Below are 22637 nucleotides of genomic sequence, written 5' to 3'. Positions count from 1 at the left end.
CATGACGGTCGTCCGCGTTGCACCCGTCGATCTGCTCCGCGGCACCGTCCAGGTGCCGCCGGACAAGTCGCTGACCCATCGCGCCCTGATGCTCGCCGGGGTCTCCGACCGCGCGGTGCGGATCGAGAACCCGCTCGACTCGGCCGACACCGCCGCCACGCTCGGCGCCGTGGAGGCCTGCGGCGCCGTCGCGGAGGGGCGCCTCGGCGAGGCGGTGGTGGTGACCGGCCGGGGGCTGCGCGGCCTGCGCCCGCCGCCCGCCATCGACTGCGCCAACGCGGGCACGCTGATGCGGCTGTTCACCGGCCTGCTCGTGGGCCAGCGCTGCGACCGCGTGGTGCTGGACGGCGACGAGTCGCTGCGCGGGCGCCCGATGACCCGCATCGCGAAGCCGCTGCGCGCCATGGGCGCGACGGTCGCCACCGCGCCGGGCGGCACGCCGCCGCTCGCCGTGAGCGGCGGCCTGCCGCTGCGCGGGATCGAGCACCGCCTCGAGGTGGCGAGCGCCCAGGTGAAGAGCTGCGTCCTGCTCGCCGGCCTGTTCGCGGACGGCACGACCTGGGTGGCCGAGCCGGCCCCCTCGCGCGACCACACCGAGCGGATGCTCGAGGCCGCCGGCGTGCCGCTGCTGCGCGAGGGCGGCGCGGTGGGGGTCGCGGGCCCGGTGGCGTCGATCGACCTGCCCGACGTGGAGGTGCCGGGCGACTTCTCGTCGGCCGCCGCCCTGCTGGTGGCGGGCGCGCTGCTCGGCGACCCGGAGGTGCGCCTCGAGCGGGTCAACCTCAACCCCGGCCGCACCGGGCTGCTGGCGGTGATGCGGCGGATGGGCGCCGAGATCGCGGAGGAGCCCGCCGAGCCGGTGGCCGGCGAGCCCTGCGGCACGCTCGTGGTGCGCCGGGCGGGCGCCCTGCGCGGCACCGAGGTGGCGCCCGAGGAGGTGCCGGCGATGGTCGACGAGCTCCCGCTCGTGGCCCTGCTCGGCGCCATGGCGAGCGGCACGACGGCCGTGCGCGGGGCCGCCGAGCTGCGGGTGAAGGAGAGCGACCGGATCACCGCCGTGGTGGGCGCGCTGCGCGCGCTCGGCGCCGACGCGCGCGAGCTGGAGGACGGCTTCGAGGTGACGGGCACCGGCCGCCTGGCCGGCGGGGCCGTGGACTCGCTCGGCGACCACCGGCTGGCGATGCTGGGCGCCGTGGCCGGGCTGGTCAGCGAGGGGGGCGTCGCCGTGGGCGGGTTCGACGCGGTGGCCGTCTCGTACCCGCGCTTCGCGCGCGACCTGGCGGCGCTCGGGGGCGTGCCCGCGTGATCGTCGCCATCGACGGGCCGGCGGGGGCGGGCAAGAGCACGGTCGCGCGCGAGGTCGCGCGCCGGCTGGGCGTCGCCTACCTCGACACCGGGGCGATGTACCGGGCGGTGACCTGGCTGGCGCTGCGCGACGGCGTGCCCGTCGGGGACGGCGAGGCGCTCGCCGCGCTGGCCCGCGACAACCCGATCGAGATCGAGCCGACCGAGGAGGGCGACCGCGTCCGCATCGCCGGCCGCGACGTGACGGCGGACATCCGGATGCCCGAGGTGGCGGCCGAGGTCTCGGAGGTGTCGGCCCACCCCGGCGTGCGCGAGCAGGTGGTCGCCGCCCAGCGGGCCCTGCTGGCCAGCGGGTCGTGGGTCTCCGACGGGCGCGACGTGGGCAGCGTGGTGTGCCCGCACGCCGACCTGAAGGTCTTCCTGACCGCGTCGCTCGAGGAGCGCGCCCGCCGCCGCCGTGCGGACCTCCGGGCGCGGGGCGTCGAGATGGACGCCGAGCGGGTGCTGGAGGACGTCCGCCGCCGCGACCGGCTCGACAGCACCCGCGCGGTGAGCCCGCTGCGCGTGGCGCGCGGCGCCGTGGTGGTGGACTCGTCGGAGATGGACGCGGCCGAGGTCGCCGACCTCGTGGTGCGCCTGGTCGAGGACGTCCGCGCGGCGTCCGGGGCGCCGTGAGCGACTACGACTCGCCACCCGTCATCACCGACGGGTGGTGGCTGGCCGGCCACATCGTGCTGGTGCCCTCCATCAAGTGGCTGCACCGAGTGCGCACCGTCGGTCACGGGAACATCCCCTCCGATGGCCCCGTGCTGATCGTGAGCAACCACATCTCGCAGGTCGACCCGCTGGTGCTCGGCATCGCCGCCCGGCCGCGGCGCACCCACTACATGGCGAAGGCCGAGTTGTTCAGGATCCCCCTCGTGCGGCGGCTGATCCACGGCATGGGCGCGTTCCCCGTCGAGCGCGGCGGCGCCGACCGACGGGCGCTGCGCCTGGCGCGCGAGATCCTGCGCCGCGGCGACATGCTGCTCATGTTCCCCGAGGGCACGCGCTACACGGACGGCCGGCTGCGCCCCGGGATGCCGGGCGCCGGCTCGCTGGGGCTCGAGCCGGGGGTGACCGTCCTGCCGGCCGCCATCTGGGGCAGCCACCGCTTCCTGCGGAGGGTGACCGTGGCCTTCGGCGCCCCGATCGACCTCTCCGACGTGCCGCCCGGGCCGCGCAGCCGGCGGGCCCGCGAGGCGACGGACCGCATGATGGCCGCCATCGCGGCGCTCATCCCGGCGGCCGGCGGCCCGCCCACGATCGCCCCGGGGCACCTCGATGGCGACGCCTGACGAGCCCCGCCCCCGCGCGGCCGAGCGCGCGCGCTGGCGCCCGCGCCGGGTGGCGGCGGGCGCCACGCTGGCGCAGGACCAGCCGACGGTCGCGATCGTCGGCTACCCCAACGTGGGCAAGTCGACGCTCTTCAACCGCCTGGCGGGCCGTCGCGAGGCGGTGGTCGACAGCACGCCCGGCGTCACGCGCGACCGCCGGCAGACCGGCGCGGAGTGGAACGGGCGCGCCTTCCAGCTCATCGACACCGGCGGCATCGACGAGGCGGACCCCTCGGACGTGGGCAAGCAGATCGCCGCCCAGGCGATCCGGGGCATCGACGAGGCCGACCTCGTGCTGTTCGTGGTCGACGTGACGGTGGCGCCGACCGCCGGCGACCTGGAGGTGGCCGACCGGCTGCGCCGCTCCGGCCGGCCGCTGATGCTGGTGGCGAACAAGGTCGACTCGGCCGCCCACGAGGCCGCCGCCGAGAACCTGCGCGCGATGGGTCTCGGGGACGTCCACCCGGTCTCCGCCCAGCACGGCCGCGGCGTGGGCGACCTGCTCGACGCGCTGGTGGAGCGCCTGCCCGAGGCGCCCGAGGCGCCCGAGGCGCGCGACCGCGTGCCCGCGCTGTGCATCATCGGCCGGCCCAACGTGGGCAAGAGCTCGATCCTGAACGCCCTGCTCGGCGAGGACCGCGTGGTCGTCCACGACCGGCCGGGCACGACCCGCGACCCGATCGACACGCTCATCGAGGTGGAGGGCCGCCGGGTGGTGCTGATCGACACCGCCGGCATCCGGCGCAAGGGGCAGATGGCCGAGGACGTCGAGCACTACGCGCAGGTGCGCGCCCTGCAGGCGGCCGAGCGCAGCGACGTGGCGCTGGTCGTGGCCGACGCGAGGGAGGGGCTGACCGACTCGGACCTCGCCGTGGTCGACCGCGCGGCCCGGGCGCACTGCGCGACCCTGCTCGTGATCAACAAGTGGGACCTCGCCCAGCCGGACCTCGACCACATCCGCGGCCGGCTGCGCTCGAAGTCGCGTCAGCGGCCGCCCATCGAGGTGTGCTCCGCGGCGAGCGGCGAGGGCCTCCACCGCCTGCTGCCGGCCGCGCTGCGCCTCGAGGAGCGCTCGGGCGCCCGCATCTCGACACGCGAGCTCAACGAGGCGCTGCGCGAGCTCGCCGTCGAGCGCCCCGGGCCGCGCAGCGGCAACCGCCGCCTGTCGCTGCGCTACCTCGTGCAGACCGGCGAGCGGCCGCCGACCTTCCGGCTGGACGTCAACGACCGCTCGCTGATGACCCGCGACTACGGGTTCTGGCTCGAGAACCGGCTGCGCCAGCGCTTCGACCTCGACGGCGTCCCGCTCATCCTCGAGGTCCGCAGCCGCCGGTAGGGGCCGCGGGCGCGGGCCCGTGCCGCCCCGCGACCGTGAACCGTTCCTTTACTGGGGTCCGCGAAGGCCGTTGCTACCGTGGATCCGCCGCACCCGACCCGACCTCGGAGGTACCGCCGGATGGCCGTCCAGATGATCGAGAGACTGCGGCGACGCACGGGCGTCGCGCTCGTGTCGACGGCCCTGGCCGGCGTCGCGATCGGCCTCGCCGGGTGCGGCGGCGGCGACTCCGAGGGGGGCGCCGCGGCGGGTGAGATCGCGTCCTACGTGCCGGCCGGCAGCCCGATGTACCTCGAGGCGTCGACCGACTTCGACGGGCCGCAGTGGACCCAGGTGGACGCGCTCGCCAAGCTCTTCCCGGCCTATCCGGAGATGAAGCGCTCGCTGCAGGAGGACCTGCGCGGTGACGACGTCGACTTCGAGCGCGACGTCGCGCCGCTGCTCGGTGACCGCGCGGCGGTGGCCTCGCTCGGCGTGCCGGAGGCGCCCCGGGTGGACCGCGCGCTGACCGCGCCGGGCGCCGCGGCGGGCGCGGCCGCCGACGCCGCCGGCGACCAGCAGTTCGTCGGGGTGGTCGAGCTGACGGACGGCAAGGAGGACGCCGTGCGCGCCTTCCTCCAGGATCAGGGCATGACGCGCGGTGGCGAGCACGCCGGCGCCGAGTGGTACCGCGACGACGACGGCACGGTCACCGCCGTCGCCGACGGCGTGCTGGTGCTGTCCGACGCCGAGGAGCACCTGTTCGCGGCGCTCGACGCCCACGAGGCGGGCGGCGACCGCACCCTCGGCGGCACCGACCGCTTCACCGACGCGCTCGGCAAGCTGCCGGAGGACTCGTTCGGCCACGCCTACATCGACCTCGGCGCGTTCCTGCAGAGCGCCGCGGCGGGCAACCCGCAGGCCCAGCAGCTCGGCCTGGCCGACTACGACGACGCGGTCCTCGCCGCCTCGCTCGTGGCCGAGGCGGAGGGCGCCCGCGTCAAGGGCGTCCTGATGGGCGCGCCCGAGCAGGCGGCCGAGGCGTTCTCGCCGGGCCTGACGAGCAAGGTGCCCGCCGACGCGATCGCGTACCTCGGCTTCAGCGACCTCTCGAGCAACGTGGCGGACGTCGTGCGCCGCGCCATGGCCAGCGGCAGCGCGGAGGCCAACCAGCAGCTCGAGGCGCTCACCGGCCAGCTTCCGCAGCTGCTCGGCGTCTCGCTCGAGGACCTCTCCGCGCTGACCTCCGGCGAGCACGCGCTGGTCGTGACCGGCGCCGGCCGCCGCGGCGCGGACGTCGCCCTGGCGCTGCAGGTGGAGGACGGCGCCGCGGCCACGCGCACGCTCGACGCGCTGCGCACCGGCGTGCCGCAGCTGCTGCGCAGCTTCAGCCCGCAGACGCGCGTGCCGCAGTGGCAGCGGGTCGACCTCGCGGCCGGGGTGCAGGGCTGGCGCCTGCCGCTGTCGCCGCAGGCGGGCGTCGTGTACGGCGTGGACGGCGACCTGGCGATCGTGGGCACCACCCCGCGCGCCGTGACGGCCGTCCAGCGCCCGACCGCCCCGCTGGCCGATGCGGCCGACTTCCGCGCGGCGACCGACGGCATGCCGGGCGAGGTCACCTCGCTGGCGTGGCTGGACGTCGAGCAGGCCGTCGCCGCCGCGGAGCGCGCCGGCGCCTTCCGCGACGCGTCGCGGAAGGACCTGGCCAACCTGCGGCCGCTGAAGAGCGTCTCCGCGTGGACGACCGGCGGCGAGACGCCGACCTTCGAGGTGTTCGTCCGCATCACCGGCTGACGCCCGGCGGGCCCCGCGCCGCGCGCCGGCGCGGGGCCCGCGCGGCCGAGGGGGGCGACAGGGGCCCTTGGTATGCTGCCCGCCGCCTGCCACCTGAAGGAGACGCCAGTCGATGGCCGAGTACCTCTTCACCTCGGAGTCCGTCACCGAGGGCCACCCGGACAAGATCGCCGACCAGATCTCGGACGGCGTCCTGGACGCGGTGCTCGCGGACGACCCGATGGGGCGGGTGGCCTGCGAGACGCTCATCACCACCGGCCAGGTGATGGTCGCCGGCGAGATCTCGACCTCGACCTACGTGGACATCCCGTCGATCGTGCGCGGCACGATCCGCAGGATCGGCTACACCCGCGCGAAGTTCGGCTTCGACGCCGAGACGTGCGGCGTGTCGGTCGCGCTCGACGAGCAGAGCCCCGACATCGCGCGGGGGGTGGACACCGCGTACGAGGCCCGCGGCGCGGAGCCGGCCGACCCGTACGACCTGCAGGGCGCCGGCGACCAGGGCCTGATGTTCGGCTACGCCACCGACGAGACGCCCGAGCTGATGCCGCTGCCGATCACCCTCGCGCACCGCATCTGCGAGCGCCTCGCCGCGATGCGCCGCGACTCGCTGCCCTACCTGCGGCCCGACGGCAAGTCGCAGGTCACCGTGCGCTACGTGGACGGCGTGCCGCGCGAGGTCACGTCCGTCGTCCTCTCGACCCAGCACGCCCCCGACGTCTCGTGGGACCTGCTGCGCGAGGAGGTCATCGCCAAGGTCATCCGGCCCGTGCTCGAGGACCGGGGCATGTGGCACGACGGGATCACCTTCTACATCAACCCGACCGGCATCTTCGTGGTCGGCGGCCCGCTCGGCGACGCCGGCCTGACCGGGCGCAAGATCATCGTCGACACCTACGGCGGCATGGCCCGCCACGGCGGCGGCGCGTTCAGCGGCAAGGACCCGTCGAAGGTCGACCGCTCGGCCGCCTACGCCGCGCGCTGGGTGGCGAAGAACGTGGTCGCCGCCGGCTTCGCGAAGCGCTGCGAGGTGCAGGTGGCGTACGCGATCGGCGTCGCGCACCCGGTCTCGGTGATGGTGGAGACCTACGGCACCGAGACGCGCTCCCCGGAGCTCATCACCGAGTGGGTCACGAAGGAGTTCGACCTGCGGCCCGCCGCGATCGTCGAGCGCCTGGACCTGCGCCGGCCGATCTACCAGAAGACCGCCGCCTACGGCCACTTCGGCCGCTCGGACCCGGACTTCACCTGGGAGAACACCGACATCGGCCGTGAGGCCGGTGGGCGGCTCGCCGCCACCGCCTGAGCCCGACGCGGCCGGGACGGCCGCCGCCCAGGTCCTGCCCCTGGTCGAGGCGCGCGCGCTCGACCGGGTCCTCGACTACGCCGTGCCGCCGCACCTCGACGGCGCGGCGGTGCCGGGCGCGCTCGTGGTGTGCCCGCTCGGGCCGCGCCGCATCCTCGGCGTCGTGGTGGGGCGCGGCGCGCCGACCCACGAGGGGCGCCTGCAGCCGCTCGCCGGGGCGGTCGACGGGCCGCCCGTGCCGGCCGCGCTGCTCGACCTGGCCGGCTGGGTCGCCCGCTACTACCTCGCGCCGCTCGCCGCGTGCCTGCGCCTGGTGCTGCCGCCGGGGGGCGGCGGGCGCCTGCGGCGCGCGGCCGGCGGCGAGTGGGTGCTCGAACCACCGCCCGGCCGGCCCCGCGAGCGGCTGGTCGCGCGCCTGGCCGACGACGCCGGCGCGCCGGGCACGGACCGCCGCCGGGTCGTGGCGGCGGCGCTGCGCGAGGCGGGCGGCGCGCTGGCGGCCGCCGAGCTCGTGCGACGCGCCGGCACCACGCTGCCCACGCTGCGTCGCATGGCCGCCGACGGCCTCATCGCGCTCGCGGCCGAGCGCGACGTGCCCGACCCGCTCGGCTCCGCGGGCGGCCCCGCGCCGGCCCGCGACGCGCCGCCCGCGCTCACCCCGGCCCAGCGCGGGGCGGCCGAGGCGATCGAGGGCCTGGTCGCGGGCGGCGGCGGGGCGATGCTGCTGCACGGCGTGACCGGCTCCGGCAAGACGGAGGTCTACCTGCGCGCGATCGAGGCCGCCCGTGGGCGCGGCCTCGGCAGCCTCGTGCTCGTGCCCGAGATCGCGCTCACCCCCCAGCTGCTCGGCCGGCTGCGCGCGCGCCTCGGGCCCGGCGTGGCCGTGTGGCACTCGGCGCTCTCGCCGGCCGAGCGCGCCCACGAGCACCGCCGGGTGCGCGAGGGCGAGGCCGACGTGGTGCTCGGCGCCCGCTCGGCCGTCTTCGCCCCGGTCGCCCGGCTCGGCCTGATCGTCGTCGACGAAGAGCACGACCCCTCGTACAAGCAGGACTCCTCGCCGCGCTACGACGCGCGCCAGGTCGCCGCGCGGCGTGCGCGCGACGCCGGGGCGGCGGTCGTCTACGGCAGCGCCACGCCGCGCCCCGAGGCGTGGCACGCGCTGCCGCGCCGCACACTCCCCGCGCGCGCGGACGGCTCCACGCTGCCGCGGGTGGAGGTCGTCGACATGCGCATGCAGGGCCCCGGGCCGGTGTCGCGCCCGCTGGCGTCAGCGCTCCACGCCGCGGCGCTGCGCGGCGAGAAGGCGATCGTGCTGGCGAGCCGCCGCGGGTTCTCGCTCATGGCGCTCTGCCGCGCGTGCGGCTGGATCGCCCGCTGCCCGCACTGCGACGTCGCGCTGGTGCAGCACGAGGGCCCGCGCCGGCTGGCGTGCCATCACTGCGGCCACGAGGCGCCCGTACCCGGCGTGTGCCCGTCGTGCGCGGGCGCCGACGTGGCCCGCCAGGGGGCCGGCTCCCAGGGGGTCGAGGCGGCGCTGCGCCGCCTGGTGCCGATGGCCCGCATCGTGCGTATGGACGGCTCGAGCGCGGCCGGGCGCGGCGCGGTCGCCCGGCTGCTGGACGAGTTCGCGCGGCCCGGCGCGGCGATCCTGCTCGGCACCCAGATGGTGGCGAAGGGCCACGACCTGCCCGACGTCACGGTCGCGGGGGCGGTCGACGCCGACGCGCCGCTGCAGTTCGCCGGCTTCCGATCCGAGGAGCGCGCCCTGTCGCTGATCGTGCAGCTCGCCGGCCGGGCCGGCCGGCGCGGCGAGCCGGCCCGGGTGATCGTGCAGGCCTACGAGCCGCAGGCGCGCGCGGTGCGGCTCGGCGCCGCGCACGCCGTCGAGGAGTTCCTCGAGGGGGAGGTGGAGCGCCGGCGGGCCCACCGCCTGCCGCCGTTCGGTCACCTGGTGCGCGTGGTGGTGGAGGGCGACGACCCGGCCGCGGTGGCGCGCGCGGCCGACGACCTCGCCGCGGGCGTGCGCGGGTCGGCCCCGGACGTGGGCGTGCTCGGGCCGGCGCCGCTCCACCGGTTGCGGGGGCGCACCCGCCGGGCCCTGACGCTGCGCGCCGACCGCGCCTCGCAGGCGACGGCGCCGCTGCGCGCCGTGCTCGACGCGGGCGCCGCGGCGATGCGGCGCGCGGGCGTCCGCGCCGTGGTCGACGTCGACCCGCAGGACGGCTGAGCGGCGGCCGCCGGGCGGATCTCGCCGCGTGAGACGCGGGGGTCCGCACGGGCGGTGTCCGCTACGCTCCCCGGCGGTCCGTCCCAAGCCAAGGAGCGCTCGTCCATGCCGGTTCCCCGCCTTTTCGAGGCGTCCAGCGACCCCCGCGAGCAGTGGGTCCACGTCCTCGCCACGCTGCTCGGGCTGGGTGGCCCGGAGACCCGGACCGCGCTCGTGGAGGAGATCACCGGCGAGGCGCTCCCCGACGCGGACGCCCTGCTCGTGCGCGAGCAGCGCCCGCTGGCGGACGGCCTGACGGCGGACATCGTGGCCCGCGGAGCGGGCTGGACCTTCGCGGTGCACGCGACGCTCGCCTTCGACGCCGACGACGCCGAGCGGCTGGCGGCGACGTACGACGCGCTCACCGAGGGCGCCTACGACCGCGCGCTGGTGGTGGCCGTGACGCCGGACCGCAAGCCGCCCGCGTCGGTGCAGGCCGCCGCCGACGGCGGCCGCCGCAACATCCACCACCGCAGCTGGCTGCGGGTGCGCGACTGGGTCCAGGAGCGCCCCGAGCGCGGCCGGGCGCAGGGCACCGACCTGCTCCTGCTGCGTGAGGCCGAGTACTTCTTCACCCCGCGCGTCGCGGAGCTCTACCGGCTCGAGGGCCTCATGCCCATGGTCGAGCAGCCGCTGCGGCCGAGCCTGGCGGGCATGTTCTTCGACCTCAACGACCTGGCCCCCGCGCCGCGGATCACCAACGAGGCCGGCGCCGCGCGCGTGGCCTTCCCCCGCACGGGCGACCCCCAGGCGGAGATCGCGGTGGGCGACGCGGGCCTGAGCCTGACCCTGGCCGGGGGCGACGGCGGCCCGGGCTTCGCCGACGCCGGCGAGGGGCGCCGGCGCCTCGACGTGCGCTCGGCCGACGACTACCTGGCCGCCCGCGCGTGGAGCCACGCGGTGGCGCGGTCGCTGCTGCCGCCGCGGCGGTGAGCGCATGACCGCGGTCGCCCCGGCGTCGCTCGCCGGGGCGTGGGAGCTCGGCGAGCGCATCGGGGGCGGCGGCCAGGCGACGGTCCTCCGCGCCCGGCGCGTCGCCGACGGCAGCCCCGCGGCCGTGAAGCTGTTCGGGCGTGCGGTGTGGGCCGACGACGCCTTCCGTGCGCGCTTCCGGCGCGAGCGCCACGCGCTGGCCGCGCTGCGTCACCCCCACGTCGTGCCCCTGCTCGACGCGGGGGAGGACGACGGCCGCGGATACCTGGTGATGCCGCTCGCCCGCGGCGGCAGCCTCGCCGGCCGGCTCGCCGCGGGGCCGCCGCCCGCGGCGGAGGCCCTCGCCACGCTGCGGGCCGTGGCGGGCGCGCTCGACGCGGCCCACGCGGCCGGCCTGCTGCACCGGGACGTCACCCCGGCCAACGTCCTGCTCGACCCGGACGGCCCCTGGCTCGCCGACTTCGGCATCGCCCGGCGCCTCGACGCCACGGCCCTCACCGGCGAGGGGCAGCTCATCGGCACGGCCGCCTACCTCGCCCCGGAGGTCATCGCCGGCGGGCGCGCGACGCCGGCCTCCGACCGCTACGCCCTGGCCGTGACCGCGTTCGAGGTCCTGACCGGCGAGCGGCCCTTCGCCGCCGACGACCTGAGCGGCCTGTTGGCGGCCCACGTCGCCCGCCGCCCGCCGCGGGCGTCGGCCGTCCGCCCCGGCCTGCCGCGCGCGCTCGACGCCGCGCTCGCCGCCGGGCTGGCCAAGGACCCCGCCGGGCGGCCGCGCAGCGCGATCGGGCTCGTGGAGGGACTCGCGGCCGCCTTCGGGCACGGCGCCGGCGCGGTGACCCGCCTCACCCCGCGCGGCCGGCGCCGCCGCCGGGCCGCCCGGCTCGTGCCCGCGGCGCTCGTGGCCGCCGGCGCCCTGGCGGCCGGCGGCGCGGCCGCGGGCCTCACGATCGCGCTCACCTCCGGCGCCGCCCCGCCGCCGCCCCCGGCGCCGGTGATGGTGGCCGCGGCCGTGGCGCCGACCGTGCCGGGCCCGGACGGCGAGGTGACCGGCCGCCGCGCGGACGCGACCGACCTGCCCGGCATCGCGCCGGCCGAGGGCGCCGGCGTGGCGCGGATCGGCGCCGCCGACGTGGCCGCCACCTCCGGCGGCTGGGCCGAGCTCGCCGCCACCCGCCGGCTGCTGGAGGCGGCCGGCCACCGGGTGGAGCCGCTCCTCGCCGCCGGCCGTCCCGCTGGCCTCGTCGCCACCCTGACCACCGACCTGGCGGGCGTCGGCGAGCGCTGGGCCCTGCTCGCCGTCGCCGACGCCCGCGGGCGTCGCGCCGTCGTCGTGCGGGGGTCCGGCGCGGCGGTGCCCGAGCTGGCCGCGCGGCTGGCGACGGCCCCGGGCCGCGAGGCCCAGGCGCCCCCCGCCTGACCCGGCGCGCGCGGCGCACCCGGGCGGGCTCGGCGGCGGGTCGCTCGCGCGAGCGGCGTCCCCGCGCGTGAGTGGGCAGGTTCGGGGAGCGGCGCCCCGAGCGGGGCGATCGCGCGAATGGGCGGCGCGTTCGCGCCCGAGTGGGCATGGCCGGGAAGCGACCCGGGCCGGCGGCCGATCGCGCGAATGGGCGGCGCGTTCGCGCCCGAGTGGGCATGGCCGCGGACGCCGCCGAGGTCGTGCGACCGAATCGTCCGAGCCGGCCGCGCGGGGGATCGCCCAAGTGAGCGGCGCGCTCGCGCCCAAGTGAGCATGGCTGGGCAGCGACCTGGGTCGGGCGGCCGGTCGCCCAACTGAGCGGCGCTCGCTCCCGAGTGAGCGCGCCGGGGACGACCCCGGCGCCCGGCCGTTGATCGCCCGAGTGAGCGGCGCGCTCGCGCCCAAGTGAGCATGGCCGGGAAGCGACCTGGGCCGGGCGGCCGGCCGGTCGCCCAAGTGAGCGGCGCGCCCGCGCCCGAGTGAGCACGCCGGACGGGGCGCCCAAGGAGGCGGCCGGGGGCCCGCAGTGGCCCGGTGCTAGAGTCGTGGCGTGTCCTCGCGCGCCCTCGACGACCCCGTCCTCGAGCGCCGGCGTCTCGCCGCGCTCGCGCAGATCCGCCAGCTCGGCGACCCCGTGCTGCGCGCCCCGGCGCTGCCGGTGAGCGCGTTCGACGAGGCGCTGCGCGACGAGGCGGAGCGGATGGTCGCGATCATGCACGACGCCCGCGGGGTGGGCCTGGCGGCTCCCCAGGTGGGCTCGCTGCGCCGCCTGGTCGTGGCCATGCTGGGCGAGGACGAGGAGCCGACCGTCCTCTGCAACCCCGAGATCGTCTGGCGCTCCGAGGAGGAGGAGGACGACTACGAGGGCTGCCTGTCGATCGGCGAGATCAGCGTCGAGGTGCCCCGCGCGGTGGCCGTGCGGCTGCGCGCGCAGGACGTGCACGGGCGCCCCGTCGAGCTGGAGCCCGAGGGCTTCGCCGCCCGCGTGGTGCAGCACGAGCTCGACCACCTCGACGGCGTCCTGATCCTCGACCGCACGGCGCCCGAGCAGCGCCGCGAAGCCCTCCGGGCCCTGCGAAACGGGGGGTGACGCGCGATGCGCGTCGCCTTCGCGGGCAGCCCCGAGGCGGCGGTCCCGCCGCTCCGCGCGCTCGCGGGCTCCGGCCATGAGGTCACCGTCGTCGTGTCCCAGCCCGACCGGGTGCGTGGCCGCGGGCGCACGCCCACGCCCACGCCCGTCGCGGCCGCGGCGCAGGAGCTCGGCATCCCCGTGCTGCGCCCCCGCACGATCAACGACCCCGACGTGCTGGAGCAGATCGCCGCGACCGGCGCCGAGGCGCTCGCCGTGGTGGCCTTCGGCCAGATCCTTCGCGAGGGGGTCCTGGGGCGCTGGCCGTGCGTCAACGTGCACTTCTCGCTGCTGCCGGCCTACCGCGGCGCGGCCCCGGTCGAGCGCGCGCTGCTCGACGGCGTCCGCGAGACCGGCGTGACGATCATGCTGATGGACGCGGGCCTCGACACCGGCCCGATCCTCGCGACGCGATCCGTGCCGGTGGCGGAGGACGACGACGCCGGCGCGGTGCTCGAGCGCCTCTCCGCGCTGGGCGGACCCATGCTCGCCGACGCGCTCACCGCGCTGGCCGACGGCACCGCCCGCCCCCGCCCGCAGCCCGAGGAGGGCGTCTCGCTGGCCCCGAAGATCACCGCCGAGGACCGCGTGCTCGACCTCGCCGAGCCCGCGGAGGCGCTCGCCCGCCGGGTGCGCGCGCTGTCGCCCCACATCGGAGCCGTCTGCCGCATCGACGGCGAGCCGTTCAAGGTCTGGCGGGCCCGGGCCAGCGCGGACGCGGCCCCCGCGGGCCTGTCGCGGCGCGACGGCCGCCTGGTGGCCGGCTGCGCGGAGGGCTCGCTCGAGATCATCGAGCTGCAGCCGCCCGGCCGGGGGCGGATGGAGGCGTCGGCGTTCCTGCGCGGCTGGCGCGGTGCGCTCGCGTGGGGGACGGCGTGAGCGGCGGCGCGGGGACGACCGACGGGGGCGAGGGCGTGGCGCGCGAGCGCAGCGTGGCCCTGCGCGTGCTGCGCCGGGTGGAGGAGGGGGCCTACGCCGACCGGGCCCTCGCCGCCGAGGCGCGCCGGGCCGAGCTCGACCCGCGCGCCCGCGCGCAGGCCACCCGCCTGGCGTACGGCGCGGTGCAGCGCCGCCGCACGCTCGACTGGCTGATCGACGGCGCGCTCGACCGGCCGGCGGCGCTCGAGCCGGCCGTCCGGGACATCCTGCGCCTCGGCGCGTACGAGCTCGCCTTCTCCGACGGGGTGCCCGCCCACGCGGCGGTCGACCAGGCGGTGCGCCAGGCGCGCGCGCTGCGCGGGCCCAAGGCGCGCGCCTCGGCCCGGGCGGGCGTGGTGAACGCCGTGATGCGGCGCATCGCCGCCGACGCCGGCCCGCGGCTGCGGGCGCTCGAGGGCGAGGGGCCGGAGGCGCTCGCACTGCGGCACTCCATGCCGGACTGGATCGTCGAGCGGCTCGTGGCCTCGCTGGGGCACGCCGACGCGGTCGGCGTGATGGAGGCGGCGGCCCGCCCGGCCGAGTCGGCGCTGCGCTGGAACCCGCTGCGCGGCCCGCGGATCGACCTCGAGCGCGAGCTGCCGGCCGGCTGGCGCCGTGACGACGCCATGGCGCCCGAGGCCTACGTGCTGAGCGCCCCGTTCGCCCTCGAGGACTCCGCCGCGTGGGCGCGCGGCCTGGCGATGGGGCAGAGCCGCGCCTCCCAGCTCGTGGCCCGCGCGGTCGACCCGCGCCCGGGCGAGCGCGTGCTCGACATGTGCGCCGCGCCCGGTGCCAAGACCACCCACATGGCGGCCCTCGCGCGCGGCGGCGCGCGCATCACGGCGATCGAGCTGCGCCCCCGCCGCGCCGACGCGCTGCGGGCGCTCGCCCGGCGCATGGGCGCCGTGGTGGACGTGATCGAGGGCGACGCGCTCGAGGTCGACCCGGGCGAGGGCTTCGACGCCGTCCTGCTCGACCCGCCCTGCACCGGCCTCGGCGTGCTCTCCTCGCGCCCCGACGCCCGCTGGCGCCGCCGCGAGGAGGCCCTCGGGCCGCTCGCCGACCTGCAGCGGGCGCTGCTGCGGCGGGCGCTGGCGCTCGTGCGCCCCGGCGGGCGGGTGGTCTACTCCACCTGCACGCTCATCGCCGAGGAGAACGAGGACGTGGTGCGCGCGGCCGGCGCGCCCATCGACGACCTGACCGCGTCGCACCCGCGCCTCGCCCACCCGCGCCTGCCCGGCGCGCTCCTGACCCTGCCGCACCGCGACGGCACGGACGGGTTCTTCGTGGCCAGGCTGCGCCGCCCGTGAGCGCCCGCGTGCCACGCGAGCCGCTCGTGCTGCCGTCGGTGATGTCGGCCGACATGCTGGCCCTCGGCGCCCAGCTCGACGCGCTCATCGCGGCGGGCGCCGGCGCGATCCACGTCGACGTGATGGACGGCCACTTCGTGCCCAACCTGACGGTGGGGCCGGACTTCGCCCGCGCCGCGGCCGGCCCGGTGCGCGCGGCCGGCGGGCTCGTGGACGTACACCTCATGGTCAGCCGGCCTGCCGAGATGGTGCCGCTGTTCGCCCCGCACGCCGACGCGATCACCGTGCACGTGGAGGCCGACCCGCACCCGCACCGCCTGCTCGGCCTGATCCGCGACGCGGGCTGCGCCGCGGGCCTCGCGCTCAACCCGGGCACGCCGGTGGAGCACGTCGCCGAGCTCGCGGGCGAGCTGGACTACGTCAACGTGCTGGCCGTCAACCCGGGCTTCGCCGGGCAGTCGTTCATCGCGACGACCCCCGCCCGCATCGCCCGCCTGCGCGCCCTGCTGCCGGACGGGCTGCCGATCGAGGTGGACGGCGGCATCGGGATGGCGACGATGCCCGCCGCCCGCGACGCGGGCGCGACGATGTTCGTCTCGGCGTCGTCGATCTTCGGGGCGCCCGACCCGGTGGGCGCCTTCCGCGAGCTGGACGCGCTGGCGCGGGCGGCGTGACCGGGGCGGCGCCGGTCTCGCCGGTCGAGCGGGCGGCGCTGGCCCGGGCCCGCGAGCTGGCGACGCGCGGTCGCGGCCGCGTGAGCCCCAACCCCCTGGTCGGCGCGGTGGTGCTGCGCGACGGCGAGGCGGTCGCCGAGGGCTGGCACGAGGGCCCCGGGCTGCCGCACGCCGAGGCGATGGCGCTCGAGAGGGCCGGCGGGCGGGCCCGCGGCGCGACCGTGGTCTGCACCCTCGAGCCGTGCTCACACCACGGCCGCACGCCGCCCTGCGCCGACGCGCTGATCCGGGCCGGCGTGGCCCGCGTGGTCGTGGGCCTGCCCGACCCGCTGGAGCGGGGCCGCGCCGGGGGGCGCGACGTGCTGCGCGCGGCCGGCGTGGAGGTGGCGGTGGCCGACGCGCAGGAGCGGGCGGCCTGCGCGGAGCTCAACTCGGCGTTCCTCACGGCCGCCACGCTGGGGCGGCCCGAGGTGCTGCTGAAGCTCGCGACCTCGCTCGACGGGCGCATCGCGACGGCGACCGGCGAGAGCCGCTGGATCTCGGGACCCGACTCCCGCGCGCTGGTGCACCGCTGGCGGGCCGACGTCGACGCCGTCGCGGTGGGCGTCGGCACCGCGCTCGCCGACGACCCGCTGCTGACCGCCCGCGACGTGGAGGGCCCCGTGCGCCAGCCGGCCCGGGTGGTGTTCGACTCGCTCGCGCGCCTGCCGCTCGACTCGGCGCTCGTGCGCGACGCGGGGGAGGGCCCGGTGGTCGTGCTCGCCGGCGAGGACGCGCCGGCCGAGCGCCTCGACGCGCTGGCCCGCGCCGGGGTCGACGTGGTCACGAGCCCGGGCGGCCCGCGCGAGCGCGTCGCCGCCGGCCTGCGCGCCCTGGCCGAGCGCAACGTGCAGTCGGTGCTGGTCGAGGGCGGCGCGCGGCTGGCCGGCGGGCTGCTCGAGGCCGGGGCGGTCGACCGCGTGGCCTGGTTCCTGGCGCCCATGCTGATCGGCGGCGACGGCGCGCCCGCGGCGCTCGCGGGCCCGGGCGCGCCCACGCTGGCCGCCGCCCCGCGCCTGGCCGGCGTGGTCTCGGGGCGGGTGGGCGCCGACGTGCTCGTGACCGGGCGGCTCACCCCGCTGCCCGGCCTGGACCGGACCGGGGAGGGCTGATGTTCACGGGGCTCGTGGAGGAGGGCGGCCGGGTGGCCGCCGTGGCGCCCGGCGAGCGGGGCGCGCGCCTCGAGATCGCGGCGCGGACCGTGCTCGAGGGCCTGGAGGTCGGCGACTCCGTCGCCGTGAACGGCGCCTGCCTGACGGCCGTGGAGGTCGGCGCCGGCGGGTTCGCCGTGGATGCGGTGGCCGAGACCCTGCGCCGCACGGCGCTCGGGGCGCTGGCGCCCGGCGACCGGGTCAACCTCGAGCGGCCGATGCGCCTCGGCGACCGCCTCGACGGCCACCTCGTGCAGGGGCACGTCGACGGCGTCGGCACGGTGCGCGCCGTGCGGCCGGAGGGGGAGAGCGCCGTCCTGGAGGTCGCCGCCCCGCCCGAGCTGCTGCGCTACGTGGTCGAGAAGGGCAGCATCGCCGTCGACGGCGTCTCGCTGACCGTGGCGGGCCGCCTGGCGGACGCCTTCACCGTGGCCCTCATCCCGCACACGATGTCCGTCACGACGCTCGGCCCGCAGGCCCTCGGGCGGGCCGTCAACCTCGAGGTGGACGTGGTGGCAAAATACGTGGAGTCACTGGCGGCCCCCTATGCGCCGCCGGCAGGGGAGGTCCCATGAGCACGAGCAGGACGACGGAGTTCGCCACCGTCGAGGAGGCGATCGAGGAGATCCGCGCCGGGCGGATGGTCGTCATCCTCGACTCAGAGGACCGGGAGAACGAGGGCGACCTCGTCATGGCGGCGCAGTTCGCCACCCCCGAGGCCATCAACTTCATGGCCACCCACGGGCGCGGGCTCATCTGCCTCTCGCTCACGGACGCCCGCTGCGAGCAGCTCGGCCTCAAGCCGGTCGTGCGTCAGAACGAGAGCGCGTACTCGACCGGCTTCACGGAGCCGATCGAGGCCAAGCACGGCATCACGACCGGCATCTCGGCGCCCGACCGCTCGCGCACGATCATGGTGGCGATCGACCCCGACAGCGGCCCCGAGGACATCGTCAAGCCCGGCCACGTCTTCCCCCTGCGGGCCAAGCCGGGCGGCGTGCTGGAGCGCGCCGGCCACACGGAGGCGGCGGTCGACCTGGCGCGGCTGGCGGGCCTCATCCCGGCCGGCGTGATCTGCGAGATCAGCAACCCCGACGGCACGATGGCGCGGCTGCCCGACCTCGTGCCCTACGCCGCGGAGCACAACCTGAAGATCATCACGATCGCCCAGCTGATCGAGCACCGCCGTCGCACGGAGCGGCTCATCGAGCGCGGCACGGCCGCGCGCCTGCCCACCGAGCACGGCGAGTGGACCGCGGTCGGCTACCGGTCGATCCTCGACGGCAAGCATCACCTCGCGATGGTCAAGGGCGAGGTCGACGGCGCGGAGGAGGTGCTGGTGCGCGTGCACTCCGAGTGCCTCACCGGCGACGTGTTCGGCTCCCAGCGCTGCGACTGCGGCCAGCAGCTCCAGGCGGCGATGAAGCGCATCGCCGACGAGGGGCGCGGCGTGCTGCTCTACATCGCCCAGGAGGGCCGCGGCATCGGGCTGCTCAACAAGCTGCGCGCCTACGAGCTGCAGGACCGCGGCATGGACACGGTCGAGGCGAACGTCGAGCTCGGCTTCCCGCCCGACCTGCGCGACTACGGCATCGGCGCCCAGATCCTGGTGGACCTGGGGCTGTCCTCCATCCGCCTGCTCACGAACAACCCCAAGAAGATCGTGGGCCTCGAGGGCTACGGGCTCTCGGTGGTGGACCGGGTGCCGATCGAGATGCCCCCGGTCGGCGACAACCTCGACTACCTGCGCACGAAGCGCGACAAGATGGGGCACATGCTGCACCACCAGGACCTGCGCTTCGACGAGGGCGAGGGCGGCTGATGGCCCGCACCGGGCCGCCGCCGCCGGCCCCCCGGCTGGAGCACCCGGGGGTCCGCATGGCGGCGGTGGTGGCGGGCTTCCACCGCGACCTGGCCGAGCGGCTGCTGGAGGGCGCCCGCGCCCGGCTGGCCGAGGCGGGGCTGCCCGAGGGGCACCTCGAGGACCACTGGGTGCCCGGCGCGTTCGAGCTGCCGCTCGCGGCCCGCTCGCTGGCCCTGCGCCGCCGCTACGCGGGCATCGTGGCGCTCGGCGTCGTCATCCGGGGCGAGACCGCCCACTTCGACCACATCTGCCACGCGGCGTCCACGGGCCTGATGGCGGTCGGCCTCGAGACCGGGGTGCCGTGCGCGTTCGGCGTGCTCACGACCGAGGACCGCGCCCAGGCCGAGGCGCGCTCCGGGGGCGACAAGGGCAACGCGGGGTCCGACGCGGCCGACGCGGCCGTGGTGATGGCCAACCTGCTCGCCGAGGGCCGCTAGCGCCCGTCCGCGCGGCCGGCGGCCCGTGGGCGCGACCGCCACGAAAACGTGCGGATTCGGTGATGGCGGCCGCCCGGCGTCCCTCGACGGGGGTAGCGTGGGCGCGCCGTGCCCACGACCCCAGGAGCACCCTTGACCAGGACCACCCGAGCCCAGGGGCGCGTGCGCCGGCGCGTCGCCCTCGCGGCCGCCGTCGCCGCGCCCGCCGCGCTCGCCGCGCCGGCGATCGCCGCCGCCGCCCCCGCGATCGCCGCCGACGCGGTCTGCGTGCGCCCCGTGCAGGACCCGGCCAGCGGGCGGCTGACGGCGCCGCCGCTCACGATCACCGGATCGGGCTTCACGCCCGGCGCGCCCGTCGAGCTGCGCCGCGGCACGCGGACGTTCGGGGGCGTCGCCGACGCCTCGGGCGCCTTCACGGCGCAGCTCTCGGTGCTCGACCTGCTGACCGCCACCCGGGCGCCCCGCGCCACCCCGTTCGGCGTCGTCGCCACCGACCAGGCCGGCCTGGGCGTCAGCAACGAGATCCGCCTGAAGGCCGCGTCGCTGTCCTTCTCGGCCAGCCCCCGGCGCGCGAACCCGTCGGCGCGCACCACGTTCAAGCTCTCGGGCTTCGAGCCCGACCGCGTCGTGTACGCCCACTACCGCTTCAGGGGACGGACGCGGGCCGACGTCGCCGTCGGACGGGCCGGCAACCCGTGCGGCATCCTCACCACGCGCCGCAAGCAGATCCCCGTGCGCGCGCCCGCGCGGGGCCTCTGGACGGTCCAGTTCGACCACAACCGGAGGTTCTCGCCGCGGGCGACGCCGCGCATCCGCGCGACGATCCGGGTGTCGCAGGTCCTGCGGCGCCGCTAGGCGCCTCGCCCGGGGGCCGGCCGCGCGCCGGCCCCCGGGCGGCGGATCAGGCGGCCTTCAGGACCTTTCCGGCCTTGAGGCAGCGCGTGCACACGTAGGCCCGCACGGGCGTCGAGCCCTTCATGATGCGCACCTTCTGCACGTTGACGTTGAAGCGCCGCGGGGTCGCGCGCATCGAGTGGCTGCGGTTGTTGCCGAACGCGGGTGCCTTCCCGCAGACACTGCAGACCTTCGCCATGACCGCCGTCTCGCTTCCGTCGCAGGGTTGACAGGGACGCGCGAGGCGTCCGAGCGGCCCCGGATTATGCTCGTCAGATGGCCGTGAGCGCAACCTCCGCGCACCCGCCCGCCTCGCCGCTGCCCCCGCTGGGGTCACGGCGGGGCGACCCGCGGGCGCCGATGCGGCCGCGCCCCCCGGGCCCGGGGCGTTGGAGCGACCCCGTCACCGCGCTGCCCGGCGTGGGCCCGACGCTGGCGAGGCGGCTGCGCTCGCTGGGCGTCGAGCAGGTCGGTCAGCTGCTCGAGCACCTGCCCGCCCGCTACGAGTCGTTCGACGCCGGCGCGCGCCCCGTGTCGGCGCTGCGGGCGGGGGAGGAGGCCACCGTGCGGGTGGTGCTCGACTCGATCGCGGTGCGGCCGACGCGCCGGCGGGGGCTGCGGATCGTGTCCGCGCGGGTGCACGACGCGACCGGCCGCATGGGCGCCACCTGGTTCAACCAGCAGCACCTGGCCCGCGTCCTGCAGCCGGGCGACGAGCTGCTGCTGCGCGGCAGGGTGGGCACCGGCGGGCGCCGGGAGATCGCGGTGCGCAGCCACGAGGTGCTCGGCGGGCCGGGGTCGGAGGGCCTGCACACCACCGGCCTGGTCCCGGTGTACCCGGCCACCGAGGCGATGCCGGTGCGGCGCATCCGCGAGCTGATCGATCTCGCCCGGCCCCTCGCCCGGGCGGCGCCGGAGCGGCTGCCGGCCCGGGTGCGCCACCGGCTGGGCCTGCCCGGCGCGGCCGACGCCCTGGTGGGCGTCCACTTCCCGCGCTCGCGGGCCGAGGCGCGGCTCGGGCGCCGCCGCATGGTGGTCGAGGAGCTCGTCGTGCTGCAGCTCGGCCTGCTGGCCGTGCGCCGGGCGCAGTCGGGCACGCGCGCCGCGCCGCCCCTGGAGGCCACCGGCGAGCGCTCGGGGCCGCTGCTGGCGGCGCTGCCCTTCCGCCTCACCGCGCCGCAGCGGCGGGCCGCCCGCGAGGTGGGCCGCGACCTCGCCCGCCCGGTCCCCATGCGCCGCCTGCTGCAGGGCGAGGTGGGCTCCGGCAAGACGCTCGTGGCCGTGCTGGCGATCTGCCAGGCGGTCGAGGCGGGTGCCCAGGCGGCGGTGCTCGTGCCGACGGAGACGCTGGCCGAGCAGCACCTGCGCACGCTCGACGCCGTGCTGGCGCCGGCCGGCCTGGCGCCGGTGCTGCTGACCGGCCGGGTGACCGGCGCCGAGCGCGAGCGCCGGCTGCTGGCGCTGCGCAGCGGGACGGCGCCGATCGCCGTGGGCACCCAGGCGCTGCTGTCCGAGGGGGTCGCGTTCCACCGGCTCGGCCTGGTGGTGGTCGACGAGCAGCACCGCTTCGGCGTCGAGCAGCGTCAGGCGCTCGCCGAGCGCGCCGCGGCCGGCGGGGGTGGGGCGGCCCACCTGCTCTACATGACCGCCACGCCCATCCCGCGCACGCTCGCCCTCACCGCGTACGGCGACCTGACCGTCTCGACCATCCGCAGCCGGCCGCCCGGCCGCTCGCCGGTGGAGACCCGCTGGGTGCGCGAGGCCGACCGCGACGAGGCCTACGAGCTGGTGCGGGCCCAGCTGCGCGCCGGCCGCCAGGCCTACGTCATCTGCCCGCTCGTCGAGGAGGGCGCCGCGGCCGAGGCGCGGGCCGCCACGACGGAGGCCGAGCGGCTGCGCGAGGGCCCGTTCGCCGACTTCCGCGTGGGCCTGCTGCACGGGGCGCTGTCGGCCGACGCCAAGCGGGCCGCGATGGTCGACTTCGCCGAGGGGCGCATCGACCTGCTCGTGGCGACCACCGTGGTCGAGGTCGGCATCGACGTCCCCAACGCCACCACCATCCTCATCGAGGACGCCGACCGCTTCGGCCTGGCCCAGCTCCACCAGCTGCGCGGCCGGGTGGGCCGGGGCGAGCACGCGGGCACCTGCATCCTGTTCGGCGAGCCGCCGACCGAGGACGGCGCCCGCCGCCTGGAGGCCGTCACCCAGACGTCCGACGGCTTCCGGCTGGCCGAGCTGGACCTGGAGATCCGCGGCGAGGGCAGCATCCTGGGCCTGCGCCAGGCCGGCCCCACCGACCTGCGCTTCGCGCGCCTCTCGCGCGACCGTCGCGAGCTGGCCGAGGCCCGCTGGCTGGCGCGCCGGGCGCTGCGCGACGACCCGCACCTGGAGCGGCCCGAGCACCGCCTGCTGCGCGACGCCGTGCTGCAGCGGTTCGACCACTTCCCGCGGCTGCTCGACGCATGAG

Annotated in this window: 20 protein-coding genes; 19 read left to right on the top strand and 1 reads right to left on the bottom strand. The window is 77.8% G+C overall.

What is annotated here, in order from left to right:
* The first annotated feature begins 1 nt into the window (after position 1).
* The 18 genes from aroA (at position 2) to ITJ85_RS10195 (ending at position 20131) form a co-directional block, all read left to right on the top strand.
* Complete coding sequence (gene aroA, locus ITJ85_RS10280; protein WP_217913011.1) at positions 2–1306, top strand: 3-phosphoshikimate 1-carboxyvinyltransferase; 1305 nt, start codon at positions 2–4, stop codon at positions 1304–1306.
* Positions 1303–1980 carry a (d)CMP kinase gene (gene cmk / locus ITJ85_RS10275; protein ID WP_217913010.1) on the top strand — a complete coding sequence of 226 codons (678 nt, stop codon included), beginning with the start codon at positions 1303–1305 and terminating at the stop codon, positions 1978–1980. The genes aroA and cmk overlap by 4 nt, the downstream gene beginning before the upstream one ends.
* Positions 1977–2642 (top strand): lysophospholipid acyltransferase family protein, encoded by a 666-nt coding sequence (locus ITJ85_RS10270; RefSeq protein WP_217913009.1) that lies wholly within the window; start codon positions 1977–1979, stop codon positions 2640–2642. The genes cmk and ITJ85_RS10270 overlap by 4 nt, the downstream gene beginning before the upstream one ends.
* Positions 2629–4017, top strand: coding sequence for a ribosome biogenesis GTPase Der (der, locus tag ITJ85_RS10265; RefSeq protein WP_217913008.1), 1389 nt, complete (start codon positions 2629–2631; stop codon positions 4015–4017). The genes ITJ85_RS10270 and der overlap by 14 nt, the downstream gene beginning before the upstream one ends.
* Positions 4018–4149: 132 nt before the next feature.
* Positions 4150–5790, top strand: coding sequence for a DUF3352 domain-containing protein (locus tag ITJ85_RS10260; protein WP_217913007.1), 1641 nt, complete (start codon positions 4150–4152; stop codon positions 5788–5790).
* Between the two features lie 112 nt (positions 5791–5902).
* The gene (gene metK, locus ITJ85_RS10255) at positions 5903–7096 is read left to right on the top strand and encodes a methionine adenosyltransferase (protein ID WP_217913006.1); all 1194 of its coding nucleotides are present in this window, start codon (positions 5903–5905) and stop codon (positions 7094–7096) included.
* Complete coding sequence (priA, locus tag ITJ85_RS10250) at positions 7062–9323, top strand: replication restart helicase PriA (protein ID WP_217913005.1); 2262 nt, start codon at positions 7062–7064, stop codon at positions 9321–9323. The genes metK and priA overlap by 35 nt, the downstream gene beginning before the upstream one ends.
* A 105-nt stretch (positions 9324–9428) precedes the next feature.
* Positions 9429–10295, top strand: a complete 867-nt coding sequence (locus ITJ85_RS10245; protein ID WP_217913004.1) for a hypothetical protein — start codon at positions 9429–9431, stop codon at positions 10293–10295.
* 4 nt (positions 10296–10299) lie between these two features.
* Positions 10300–11715 carry a serine/threonine-protein kinase gene (locus tag ITJ85_RS10240; RefSeq protein ID WP_217913003.1) on the top strand — a complete coding sequence of 472 codons (1416 nt, stop codon included), beginning with the start codon at positions 10300–10302 and terminating at the stop codon, positions 11713–11715.
* 589 nt (positions 11716–12304) lie between these two features.
* Positions 12305–12844, top strand: a complete 540-nt coding sequence (def, locus tag ITJ85_RS10235) for a peptide deformylase (protein WP_217913002.1) — start codon at positions 12305–12307, stop codon at positions 12842–12844.
* 6 nt (positions 12845–12850) lie between these two features.
* Complete coding sequence (fmt, locus tag ITJ85_RS10230) at positions 12851–13762, top strand: methionyl-tRNA formyltransferase (RefSeq protein ID WP_217913001.1); 912 nt, start codon at positions 12851–12853, stop codon at positions 13760–13762.
* Positions 13759–15111, top strand: coding sequence for a 16S rRNA (cytosine(967)-C(5))-methyltransferase RsmB (rsmB, locus tag ITJ85_RS10225; RefSeq protein WP_217913000.1), 1353 nt, complete (start codon positions 13759–13761; stop codon positions 15109–15111). The genes fmt and rsmB overlap by 4 nt, the downstream gene beginning before the upstream one ends.
* The gene (locus ITJ85_RS10220; RefSeq protein WP_217912999.1) at positions 15108–15785 is read left to right on the top strand and encodes a ribulose-phosphate 3-epimerase; all 678 of its coding nucleotides are present in this window, start codon (positions 15108–15110) and stop codon (positions 15783–15785) included. Before rsmB ends, ITJ85_RS10220 begins: the two co-directional genes overlap by 4 nt.
* The gene (gene ribD, locus ITJ85_RS10215) at positions 15782–16936 is read left to right on the top strand and encodes a bifunctional diaminohydroxyphosphoribosylaminopyrimidine deaminase/5-amino-6-(5-phosphoribosylamino)uracil reductase RibD (RefSeq protein ID WP_217912998.1); all 1155 of its coding nucleotides are present in this window, start codon (positions 15782–15784) and stop codon (positions 16934–16936) included. Before ITJ85_RS10220 ends, ribD begins: the two co-directional genes overlap by 4 nt.
* Entirely contained in the window at positions 16936–17550 is a 615-nt protein-coding gene (locus tag ITJ85_RS10210) for a riboflavin synthase (RefSeq protein WP_217912997.1), read from the top strand. Before ribD ends, ITJ85_RS10210 begins: the two co-directional genes overlap by 1 nt.
* Positions 17547–18797, top strand: coding sequence for a bifunctional 3,4-dihydroxy-2-butanone-4-phosphate synthase/GTP cyclohydrolase II (locus ITJ85_RS10205; RefSeq protein ID WP_217912996.1), 1251 nt, complete (start codon positions 17547–17549; stop codon positions 18795–18797). Before ITJ85_RS10210 ends, ITJ85_RS10205 begins: the two co-directional genes overlap by 4 nt.
* Positions 18797–19276: a 6,7-dimethyl-8-ribityllumazine synthase gene (ribH, locus tag ITJ85_RS10200; RefSeq protein WP_217912995.1), complete on the top strand. Its 480-nt coding sequence runs from the start codon at positions 18797–18799 to the stop codon at positions 19274–19276. The genes ITJ85_RS10205 and ribH overlap by 1 nt, the downstream gene beginning before the upstream one ends.
* Before the next feature lie 132 nt (positions 19277–19408).
* The gene (locus tag ITJ85_RS10195; protein ID WP_217912994.1) at positions 19409–20131 is read left to right on the top strand and encodes a hypothetical protein; all 723 of its coding nucleotides are present in this window, start codon (positions 19409–19411) and stop codon (positions 20129–20131) included.
* 46 nt (positions 20132–20177) lie between these two features.
* Here ITJ85_RS10195 and rpmB read toward each other — a convergent pair whose 3' ends face one another.
* Positions 20178–20369, bottom strand: a complete 192-nt coding sequence (gene rpmB, locus ITJ85_RS10190) for a 50S ribosomal protein L28 (protein WP_217912993.1) — start codon at positions 20367–20369, stop codon at positions 20178–20180.
* Between the two features lie 77 nt (positions 20370–20446).
* Here rpmB and recG point away from each other — a divergent pair, with 77 nt between their 5' ends.
* Complete coding sequence (gene recG / locus ITJ85_RS10185) at positions 20447–22636, top strand: ATP-dependent DNA helicase RecG (RefSeq protein ID WP_217912992.1); 2190 nt, start codon at positions 20447–20449, stop codon at positions 22634–22636.
* The last annotated feature ends 1 nt before the right edge of the window (position 22637 follow it).

The sequence above is a fragment of the Miltoncostaea marina genome (assembly GCF_018141525.1).
GTDB classification, from domain to species: Bacteria; Actinomycetota; Thermoleophilia; order Miltoncostaeales; family Miltoncostaeaceae; genus Miltoncostaea; species Miltoncostaea marina.
The sequence above is the reverse complement of the archived record's forward strand: the minus strand, read 5'-3'. Positions and strand labels throughout refer to the sequence as shown.